This window comes from Clostridium sp. DFI.1.208 (assembly GCF_024463855.1).
GTDB lineage: Bacteria > Bacillota_I > Bacilli_A > Erysipelotrichales > Erysipelotrichaceae > Clostridium_AQ.
This window is the reverse complement of record NZ_JANGCA010000092.1, coordinates 1-10,985: the sequence shown is the minus strand read 5'-3', so window position 1 is coordinate 10,985 and position 10,985 is coordinate 1. Positions and strand designations below refer to the sequence as shown.

At 44.3% G+C, this 10,985-nt stretch carries 9 protein-coding genes; all 9 read right to left on the bottom strand.

Features of this window, described 5'->3' with window-relative positions:
- Positions 1 to 459: 459 nt before the first annotated feature.
- Entirely contained in the window at positions 460 to 693 is a 234-nt protein-coding gene (locus NE665_RS22535) for a hypothetical protein (protein WP_002610702.1), read from the bottom strand.
- A 791-nt stretch (positions 694 to 1,484) separates the two neighbouring features.
- Positions 1,485 to 2,771, bottom strand: a complete 1,287-nt coding sequence (locus tag NE665_RS22530; protein ID WP_117444864.1) for a DUF3991 and TOPRIM domain-containing protein — start codon at positions 2,769 to 2,771, stop codon at positions 1,485 to 1,487.
- Between the two features lie 46 nt (positions 2,772 to 2,817).
- On the bottom strand, positions 2,818 to 3,924 hold the full coding sequence (locus NE665_RS22525) for a hypothetical protein (protein WP_002610705.1): 1,107 nt from the start codon (positions 3,922 to 3,924) through the stop codon (positions 2,818 to 2,820).
- Positions 3,924 to 5,063: a pentapeptide repeat-containing protein gene (locus tag NE665_RS22520; RefSeq protein ID WP_002610707.1), complete on the bottom strand. Its 1,140-nt coding sequence runs from the start codon at positions 5,061 to 5,063 to the stop codon at positions 3,924 to 3,926. Before NE665_RS22520 ends, NE665_RS22525 begins: the two co-directional genes overlap by 1 nt.
- An 83-nt stretch (positions 5,064 to 5,146) precedes the next feature.
- Complete coding sequence (locus tag NE665_RS22515) at positions 5,147 to 7,168, bottom strand: type IV secretory system conjugative DNA transfer family protein (RefSeq protein ID WP_002610709.1); 2,022 nt, start codon at positions 7,166 to 7,168, stop codon at positions 5,147 to 5,149.
- Positions 7,165 to 8,796 (bottom strand): MobP3 family relaxase, encoded by a 1,632-nt coding sequence (gene mobP3 / locus NE665_RS22510; protein WP_002610711.1) that lies wholly within the window; start codon positions 8,794 to 8,796, stop codon positions 7,165 to 7,167. Before mobP3 ends, NE665_RS22515 begins: the two co-directional genes overlap by 4 nt.
- Positions 8,797 to 8,831: 35 nt before the next feature.
- A complete protein-coding gene (locus tag NE665_RS22505; protein WP_117445015.1) occupies positions 8,832 to 9,698 on the bottom strand; it encodes a hypothetical protein in 867 nt (288 codons plus the stop codon).
- A 3-nt stretch (positions 9,699 to 9,701) separates the two neighbouring features.
- On the bottom strand, positions 9,702 to 10,148 hold the full coding sequence (locus NE665_RS22500) for a hypothetical protein (RefSeq protein ID WP_002610715.1): 447 nt from the start codon (positions 10,146 to 10,148) through the stop codon (positions 9,702 to 9,704).
- A gap of 485 nt (positions 10,149 to 10,633) precedes the next feature.
- Positions 10,634 to 10,825: a hypothetical protein gene (locus tag NE665_RS22495; RefSeq protein ID WP_038274620.1), complete on the bottom strand. Its 192-nt coding sequence runs from the start codon at positions 10,823 to 10,825 to the stop codon at positions 10,634 to 10,636.
- Positions 10,826 to 10,985 lie beyond the last annotated feature (160 nt).

Sequence of the window (10,985 nt, the reverse complement as noted above, 5' to 3'; positions counted from 1 at the left end):
TCATCAAAAAATTCAATATATCCTTCAAAATATACAAAAAAAGACAATTTCATTTCGAAAATTGCCTATATACAATAAAAAGCCTATGTCCTTACGAAAAGGTATAGGCTTTTGTCAACAATCTGAATGAAGACGTTCTAGCAACGCTTCATAGACATTTTTATCTAGATTGATCTTTTTCATGCTTCGTTCATTCACACCTTTCTGTCAGATTATGTTAATTTTATATAGTATAAGCTCCCAATGATCAGAGAGCACAAAACTATCTTTATATAGGGTGTGATTTTCGCATTTACACATCAGCTATCTTTTATGTTCAAGATAAAAAGACTCCCACCTTATGGCAGGAGTCAATAGTAGGATAATTCATTTACAAGTATTCTCATATTTTACTGATGAAATCGCAAATACACAGTTAAAAGCTAAATGAGGGTGAACGAATAGTTAATAATAAATTAGTTACCAATTAGATCCGCATCGAGCATTCCTCATGCAGCGTACAAATTGACGTGCGCAGCGATTTTCTCTACAGTCACGACGCATTGCAAAACGAGCTACTCGCTCCGCTTCATTCAATGCATTTCTGCCATAGTCATTATAGCAACTATAGCCTCTGTTCCAGTCGAATCTGTCGAAATCATAATCGCTAAAGCCATAAAAGTCATAATCATTACATTCACATCTGTTACACATATATATTTCCTCCTTACGTGTTATTGAGATACATCTGCGCATCTCAATATATGATATGGAGGAATTAGATGCCTATTTAGGCTTATTATAATACTTATTGATAAAAGATTAAACGTTTGATAACGGTTAATTAAAAGACCACCATTAAGGTGGTCAAGTGCCGCGAAATACTGCCTAGGTATCCCTTTCTTTTCAATGAGCGGCAACGTAATCATTATATTGCTTATATGAACATTTGTAAACATATTATGAACATTTTTGTGTCATAAGCAATAAAAAATCCGGTTTTACCCGGACTTTGCCAAATGGCTATGCATTGTACGATACCTAGGCAGTAGCATATCAATGCCTATGCTATTTTATCATATTAATAATATTTTGCAATCATTTTGAAACAACAAATAAAAAGCCGGAATATACCTACCTGACTCTCTGTAGGGATATATTCCGAAAGGAGTAGAGAACAAAAAAAAGTATATTACATATCCATATGTATATAAATTCTAGATTATTAAAAAATGCGTACGTTGTTTGATAGGATGACTACGAGATCATGATGAAGCCATCACTATTCTCTAACGATCCGTACCGTCCGTCAGACCCGACAGGATATCTGCTTCCAGATTTCTCCTATGACCTATCCTGCACCTTCAGATGAACTTCGTCTCGATTTGTAAATCACAATAGATAGGCTTTTGAACTCCCACCAGTGCGGCTCCACGATAAGCAGGCCGACGCCATAATGCTGAAGATCCTTTGTATAAGGGTCAATATCTTAGGAGAAATAAGAGCTATTTCAACATGATTGCTTTTTCCGGAACTGCTTCCGGGTTCTCATATATCTTCTGCAGGTCCTTATTCCAGTCAGAACCAAGGGATGGAAGATCATCGATGACATTCTGTATCCTATGAAATGGTCGGACGAATGCTTTGAACTCTTCCGCAGCAGCTCTGCCTGCTTTATCGTTATCCGATGCAAGTATGACAGTATCGATATTCTGATTCAAGACAGGTCGGGTAAGATAATTTACGCGGAACGTCTCATTCATGACATTACAGCTGTCGCATGCGAGCACATTGAAGTCTATCTTCTCACCGGCTTGCTTCTTGGCCGTGATATAAGACAACCCATCGATATAGGCTTCTGTCAGGACAAGCTTCGTAGCCTTTGGATCCATTTCGATGAAGAATCCGGTAAACTTATTTCCTCCACCGACATCTCCCCGAAAGCCTGAATAGGTCGAACGTACGAAGGCGGAATCTACCTTTCCTTTGTAGTTCTCACATGCGAAGACGCAATTTCCTTTTGCATCCAGATAGATCTTACCGTCATCGACGAATCGCTTGATGAGGTCACGGTCGATCTTTCGCTTGTCACATAGATACTCATAGATCTTCGAGATATTCTGTTGTGAATCCGGAAGCTTGAATTCTATCTGCTCATATTTCGGTGCGATATACTGCTTCTTGTCAGGCGCAAGTCCGTTATGATATTCGATCAGGATATTCATCGCCTCTGGAAACGTCTTGCCTTCTGCCTTTCTCAAATATTCCAATGCGGATCCATTGATATGCTCGGTGTTCCAGAACATAGCGTTGTTCCTCGTATCGATGACGAGAGAACTATGCTGATCACAGCGATAATAATGTTGTCCCTGTCTTTGGAAGCTGAAGCCTGCACGATCCTGTAGGAAATCCATCACGGATATGTTCTTCTTCAGATATTCTACTTCTTCATTCGTGAATCTCTTCCTGCTGTTGTCTTTGTATTCTCCATAGAAGCTTTTGTACAATTCCTTCGGCATGACTCTGATCTTCTCATAGACATCCTCTCCGTTCGGCGTCCGATGATGCTGCGACAGCTGGATCTCTCGATCTGCATAAAAATGCAGGACGTTGTTGTCTATATTGTCGATATCCTCTTGTACGAAGTCCTCACTGATCAATAGTACATGATATCGATAAGCTCCTGCTTCCTTCGGAAGGATGACGCGATGGCTGTACTTCGTACCATTCGCCTGTTTGATCTTCTGTTTGAAGCGTGATTTTGGAATACTGATGTTGATGATTTCTTTCATGTGTCCTTACCTCCTAAAAAAATACCTGGCAACTTGCCAGGTATCATCAGTCAAAATTTAAAACGTATCCTTTATGGATTCCATTCTCGTCATCATAGACGGTACAGGATGCCGTATTTGCCTGGCCTGCGCTTACTGCTGCATTACCGGCTGCCATACATTCCTGATACGTCTGATCGAAGGTCTTGCCTTCTATGAAAGGAAACGATCTGCCCTGTGCCGTAACAGGTATATCTTTTTCTATTGGTGAATCCCCCTGCTCCTGTTGCTGTGGAGTGTCTGGTTGTGGTCCTTCTGTCTTTGGAACGCTCTCTGTCTCATTACTTTTTGGCTTTTCTATATGGATATCCAAGGTCTTCCGTGCTTCGTTCCCATGTGCGTCGCTCACTTTATAAACGATCTGGTCTTCTGTCATTTCGAACGTCGTCTTCCTGCGAAGATCGCCATCGACGATATCGATGACAGAATCTATATATTCCTCCGCCTTCAGCTCGGAACGATCAGACACAGTTATGCTGGATCTGTTCAAGCTGATCACCGGTGATTTGGTGTCCTTCACTTCCACGAGCAGCTTCATATCCTTTTCCTTCTTGCCGTTGCTGATATGGTAGACTGCCCAATAGGTGCCGGGCTTTTTCGTATCGATCTCATCACGATTCGGAAAGGTGATCACTGCTTCGGGATCATAAGAACGGATGTAGGAGGCTGGCTCGAACGGTTCTCCTGCCTCAAGTTGTACGGTCTCACGATCGAAGGACAGGTACAGTTCTTCAAAGTATTTCAGCCATTCATCCTTCGTGACATAGAGCAGAGAAACGATGATCGTGAGGACAGAGCCGATGAGAAGCATCCAGGTGATGTTCCGGAGCCACTTCCTCCTGACCTTTTCATAATGCTCATCATAGAGTCCCATCTCATTTGCTATCTTTTCCAATATCTGTTTGAGCTGTTCTTCCTTGATATCCGGATCTGTCAATCCGGATAAGTCGATACCGGATCTCCTTGCGTCTATGAGTAGCGTCAGCTGTTCGACGCTGAATCTTGGATCTGCGATATCCTTGACTTCGATATCTTCATCGATCGCCTTTTTTATGATGTACCATTGTTGGCTTGTGAAGGCAGTGTTCTGATAGCGTTGGTATCTGTCTTCCATCAGACGGCCGTATTTCCTTTCCTCGATAAGACGCTGCGATTGACAGAGATATTCATGGGGCCGGTCTGGTCCGTATTCACAGCGATGCCGGCATTTTCGAATAGCTGCAGGTTCTTCTGATCGATCTTGATGTCCTCCAGCTTTGCGCCATCGAAGGTATTCTGCGCAAGGATCGCATTCAAAAATATGGCACCGGTGAGATTACAGCCGGTGAAATCGACTCCGGTGAGGTTACAGGCTGTAAAGTCACAGTTCTTCATGAGGGAACCGGTGAAGTCGATACCGGACAGATTCCGGTTCTTCAGGTTCATCCTGCTGTAATTGCTCTTCGTCCAGTCGATGACAGGCATCTCCTCTGTCTTGCGGCAGATCTGATTCGCCCATGCTTCATGCACGTCGAGATCGTTCAATATCTCCGTTTCCTCACGTTCCCGGATTCCTTCTGATTCCATCGCCTTTCGCGTCATCTGTATATAGGCATTCAGGTCGTGAGCGATCGGATCGAGTGTCATCTGCGCATCACTGTCGAGATGGATCGCATCACGGAGCAGTTTCAGGGAACACTCCAGCATATCGAGGAAGATATCCATTCTGATCGGATCGCCGGTCTGCTTCCTCTCTTCTTCCGATACCTGCGGCTGCAGCAGAGTATCCTCTACTTTGCAGGTCTCATATGCGATATACAACTTTGCATGATCGGCGAGGGAGAAATTCGCCATCCGGAAATCGCAGTCTCCTGCGCTCGTATCTACAAACCTGCAGCGGACGAATGAGGTATGCCTGAGATCACAGGCATTGAAATTACAGTCGATGAACGTACATGCATTCATAGATGCGATGTTTCTACAGTTCGTGAAGGTGCAGCCTTTGAAGATATTTCCCTCCAATATCCTTTGGTTATATCCGGCCGTATCCATTAGCTCCAGGTTCATGAATTCACAGTTCTCGAAATAAGAAGTGAATATCTTACAGGAGCTCTTTCCTTCCAGTTCGATGATCTGGCGCTGCGGAAAGATCAGACTGGTCTTTTGCATACTATATCCGGCTTCTCGCTGCTGTCTTTCCAAGCTTTTGTAAAAATCCATCAATGATATCTCACTATTCGTTTGTACGAATCTCTTTATCTGTTCTTCCTCCATTTTCTTCTCCTTTCCATTACCTGGCAAGTTGCCAGGTAATATCGTGTTCATGGTCATTACACACATGGCAGATCACCATGTTGTTAGAAAACATCTCCATAATTCGATAATAGAGCCTTCATATCGATCCATCTGACAGCCGGCTTTGGTGATCTCTCTTCGTTTGGATCCATATTCTTGCCTCTATAGAACTTACATCTGTCATAAGGGATCATCCTTGCGATGAAAGGGGATTTCCTCTGTCTGTGGATGACGACTTCACCAAGATTCAATTTTTGTAGACGATCGATGCTTATGACAGGACGCGTCTCATACCAGCTTTTCGATGGCAGCCATATCTGTCTGGAACCACACATCTCACTGAACCTTTTCAGTGTATCCATTTGAGAGCCTAAGATATACACGGTATTGGAGCAGTTGTTCTGGATCGTCGTCGCTACTTTGTCTCCATAGACTTCTCCTAGCTGAGAGAGATCCTGTACGACCAGTGAGAAACGTACACCGCGGGAACGGGATGCGGTCAGCATGCTCTGGATATCCTTTAATGGAGGACAGTTACCGAATTCATCCAATATGACATTCACAGGGATGGGGAGTCTTCCTTTATTCCCTCTGGCTTCGTTGATGATCACCTCATAGAGCTGCTTTAGGAAGATCGTGACGAGTGGATAGTAGGTCTTCTTCTCATCATGCACGATCAGATAGATCACCATCTTCTTCTGTCCGAGAGCCTTCATATCGAAATCAGAATAGGAGGTCATCCGCATGATCTGTTCGTTCATCGTCAGGATATCGATCTTCGTCGCAAGGACCTTCTTGATGCTCTGCCGCGTCTGTTCCGGCGCATTACAATAATCCATCAGATACATATGACTGGTATCGTCCAGCCTTCTTGATTTTTCCAACACTGCGCCCAGGATGTTGTCGGAGCGCACCTGCAGTGCCTTCTGTTGTTCCTTCGTGAGCTTCACATCTGCATAGTTCAATCCCAGCTTGATCGCTTTGAAGTTGATGATCCCATCTGTCATATCTCCGTTCCGGACGGCTTCCTCCATCAGGAAAGCAGCCATCCCGATGATGCAGTCCCTTGCGGAATCGTTCCAGAACGGATCCTTGACATTCGGATCATAGGTGAGACTGTTTGCAAGATCCTTGAGGAATTCGATCGCCTGAGAGTAGTCAGGCTCCGGTATCCTGGCCAGCCACTCTGCTTTCTCGGCAGGTGTGAAGGTAGTCTCTTCTGCTTTCCATTTCTTCAGTGCCTCCTGATGATCCATATAGGCCTTCTTCCATGTATCCCATGCCAGTTCTAAGGGAGCCCAGGCATCGGAAGCCTTCGCATTGACGAGATTCAGCTTGATGATCTCATACCCGGCCTCTTCGAATTGCTTTGCCGTATATTCGTAGAGCTCTCCTTTGGGATCGTTGATGACGGCACATTCACCGGACATACAGACGAGCTCGATCATCTGCAGGATGACAGAGAAGGTCTTACCGGAATTCGTCGTACCGATCAGAATAGAATGATTGTCGTTTGCATCGACGAAGATCGTCTGTTTCCGGAATCTCGGCATATAGATGGGGAGGCCGGCACGCTGTGTGACAGGCTTACCATCTATCTCCCAATGTCTTACGGTATTGAGCTTGTGCCAGTCATCGATCCGGAAGAATGTCAGGAGTGCATTATAAGGAAGCTTCGGATAGTTCAGGATACGATCGGCTTTCGTCAGAAAGGATGTTTCGTTCAATACCCATCGTATATCTTCTTTGGTTGACTTTCCTTTATCTGCTTCATGAAATTGCACTCTGGTCAGACTGCGCTTCGCTTCATGGATAGAGGAGAGATGTGTAAAATTCTTCTTGTCATCGTCCAGCTTCTTCTTGGTACTTTTCGAAAACATCCCCAGAAGGATGAAGACTGCGATGAGTACCGTCAGTATATCGATGACCGCCCTTGTCTGCGGGATCTGATCCAGTAGACTGAGATCGAAGGATGGCTCCAGTCTGTCGAATACGAGCATATTGGTCAGGTTGATGGCCGCAAGGATGAAGAGTATCCTTGCGAGAGCTATTCCGAGCAGAGAGATCATGAGTTTTCGTATCATATATATTCTTTTCCCCTTTCTTCACTCCGGATCTGTTGTTCTTCATATTCTCTTATGAATCTTTCCAGATCTCTTTCTTTTTCCTGCGCGTCCTGATGTAGGATCCGCTTGGAGCCTTTTTTCAGGACTGCACTCAGTTTTTGCTTATAGATCACTTTCGATTTCTTCCTCATCCCCATACGGGCAGGGGGACCTTCTGATCGAGCGTGCAAGGATTTTTGTGGATCAGGAGGTATCTCTTTTGGATCGTCCGTAAGAAGCGGCACAGCGGTCTCATCTGTCCCATCCATGAGCGATATACGGCTATCTTGACCTACAAAGATCTTAGGCTCACCTTCGGATAACGATATGTCCTTCGCATGCATATAGCGGAAGAGGGTGTCTCTATCGATCTGCAATGTATCTGTTTCAGAGATATCTTTCCAGGCATCGAGATTTTTTGCATACCGATGGAGCGTGTAGCTTTTGTCTTGTTCGATCTCGACATGATAAAAGCCCCGTTCATCCAGGAACAGGGCTGCATCGGATGGCAGGTCGATACAAGCAGCACGATCCTGGAGCTTGATACGATATATCTGTTCATCCTGATAACGGATATTCTGTTTTGAGAACCATAGCTCATGTTCTTGTCTATGCTCCGTCTCTTTATATTTCGCATGTCCCAGGATCATATTCCCGATCCTGGTATAGAGCTTGTCCAGCTCTGTTTTTTTGAAGTGGGAGATCTTCTCGTTCGCAAGCGTGTTCTGAAGATCATCCAGCATCTCGACCTTACCGAGCCACTCTTCGTACGCCGGTCGTATCTCTTCATCCTGCAGTAAGGAGCGGATGATCAGGTTGAGCTGTCTTCTGTATGGCTTCATGTTCTTGGAGTTATAGGAGAGTCTTCCTTTCTTCGGAAGCGTCGTGTAGAAGCTATGGAGCAGCTGGTCATGGAATCTCATGTCGATCCCGGAGATCAGCGTTTTACGTAAAGCATCCTTTTCCCTGAAGACATCCTTTGGAGCTCTTTCGTATCTCTTGGTGAATTCCTGACGGAGACCTAATTCCTTCAACCAGGTGCTTTTATATTTGTCCAGGTATTTCTGCGCCAGCTTACCACGCGTTCTGGTATGGACCTTTTCCATGAACACGATATGCATATGGGGATTCTTCTTATTGTTGTGATAGTTCATCCACCAGATCATGTTGTCCGGGTCGAGACCGATGCTTTTGAAATATCCGGGCAGGGATTTGGAGACGATCGCAGCATAATCGTTGACATCATACATATTGCTTTGGAAGGAGTCCTGATAGTCCTTGAGAGAGATGACAGTATCCCAACAGATATCGCCGTCTTTATGGAATGCCTTGGCTATCTTCTTCTTGAATCCCGGCATCTTGTCTTTCGTCAGCCAGCCATCGCTGGAGAAGGTACGCGTCGTATCATCCTGGCTCGTATAGCCTAAGAGTCCACCTTCATGCATACTGTGTTCCTTCTTATCGTCCGCTGCTTTTTCTCTGCCGGTATACTCGTACCAATCCAATAGTGATGCAGTAGAGATCGTACCTTTGAATCGAGAGCCTTTCGGTGGAGCTTTCCCACATTCCAGGAAGCGGAATTTGCTGATGACGTGAGCCTTACTCATGTCGGATATCTCCTACCTGGCAAGTTGCCATGTGATCAAAGATCGATATCAGCATGTGAACGCAGCACCTCCAGCTTCTGTTGCATATAAGGCTCCAGAGTCATTGCCAGATCTTCACTTGTGACAGCGTATTCAAATATATGGTTCAAGGAATTGATGAGCTCAGGATCATCATATTCGACTCTGCTTCCTTTCCAGGATCCGTGTCTGTCGTTTATATCATTCACGAATTTGATCGCATATCCACCGGCATCTCTCCAGCATACAAGATTTTGGTTATAGTCATCTATGAGGAAATCATTCTCTTTGACTCTTAGCGGAACATGGTCTGTCTTGTTTTCTCCGTAAGGGACCAGGATCACGTTGTGTGGATCCAGAGAGGGGAAGAGTTCCTGCAATACCTCTCGCTTCTCACGTTCAGCGAAGGGAGAGTCGATATAGTGAGATAGGATATAGATCTGATCAGGGGCTTCTGTCAATAATTCCTGCAGGCAGTGGACAGCGAGACGATGAGGAGGAAGGTTCCTGAAGTAGCCTTCCTCATATAGTGGCTCAAGCGTAGTCAGAGTGTTATCGAACTTGAACAGGACGCCATCCATATCGAAAAAATATCGTTGCTTCGCAAATCGTTCCTCCATATAGGCTTCCATGAGATCATTCAAGAAGTCAGCACTGAATACCTGTTGGCCTTTTTTCTGACACTGTCGTTCGATACGTTCCAACAGGGTGTGATCGAAATGAACTTCGAGGCAATCCATATAAGCTCGTCTGGTGACGTCCAGAGAATTCTCGAGCATGTCATAATTGAAGCCGTTCGGATCGGAACCACGCATCCTTCGATAACAGGAGAATCCCTTTTCCAGCAGATCACTCAATCTATCAAAAGCATCAAGGAGAAGCATAGATCAATCGACCTCCTCGCCAAGCTCTTTCGCAACTTTTTCAAAGATGCTGTCTTCAAAGATACTGTCCAGATTTTGAACGAGATTCTTGGCATCTTCAAAATCCTTTGGACGTTCCTCATCGGAGAGCCTGAAATTTTTGAGCATGGTGACAGCAGCTTCATAAGACATCATGGCATAGCGGAGGATATGATTGAGGGTCATATCTCTTTGGTGGTTTTGTTGTTTCAGAGCATCCTGAATCATCAGATTCATTCTGGTGAGATAGTCTGTCCCGGTATCTTTATCCAGCTTCAAAACATAATACTCTGCAATCGCATCTTCAACTATTGCGGTAATCGATTTAGGCGTAATATTGAATTTTTCTGCTTGCTGTTTTTCTAATTCTTGTAAAGTATCCAGCTTTTGAAATGTATCCAAGCTAAAGCGGAATGATTTTCTTTCTTTCACTTTCTTACCTCCAATTTTATAACCTGGCAAGTTGCCAGGTATCTATTTGATGAAGAAAAAGATCTTATAAAAATGTGTAGGACGATTGTAGGACAACCCTATTTTATCGTAGGACGTATGTCCTACAGTTTTTTCCAAACTCCTTTATTTATCGTGTTTTTACATGTCGGACAATCGTCCTACAAAGTCCGACAAATGTCTGACAGATGTCCTACAATAATTTTACGATTTGAAAATACGAAAATAGCTGATAAATAAAGCATTTTCCCATCTTTTTTGTTTTTAGAAAACGGTCGTTGACCGTTTGTCCCGCCGGATTTTGTCGGACAAAATCCCTTATCCTGCTTCACTAAAAACAGCGTTTTTAGTGAAGTGGCGGCTCCCGGGAGGGAGCCAGCCATCTCTGATACTCCTTCAAGTGTTTTTTACCATGATCGAAGTCTTGATACATATTGTTCTTCCTCATCTTTTTACCCTCCTTATCATCATTTCGATTCCTGTATATCACTTCTTGAATCTATGACCTGGCAACTTGCCAGGTCATAGAGAAGTGTCTTTCTCTTTTTCCCGCCGGCGTAGATCAGACCGGCGCTGCTGCCGCTGGCACTGCCATCGGCAGCTATGGAATCATGAAGAAAGTAAAAAAGCCATCTTTCCGATGACTTCATTTCAAACATATCTTTTCTGTTTTCTTTCTCGCTCTATCATACTGCGATCGTTTTGAATTCTGCGAATTTGTAGAGGAATTCACACAGATGAGAGATGCTATGCACTCTATATGTGCAACTGGTATTCTCGTCCTGTTGCCTGATCTCCAGCGCTCCGCAGTGGTCTGGA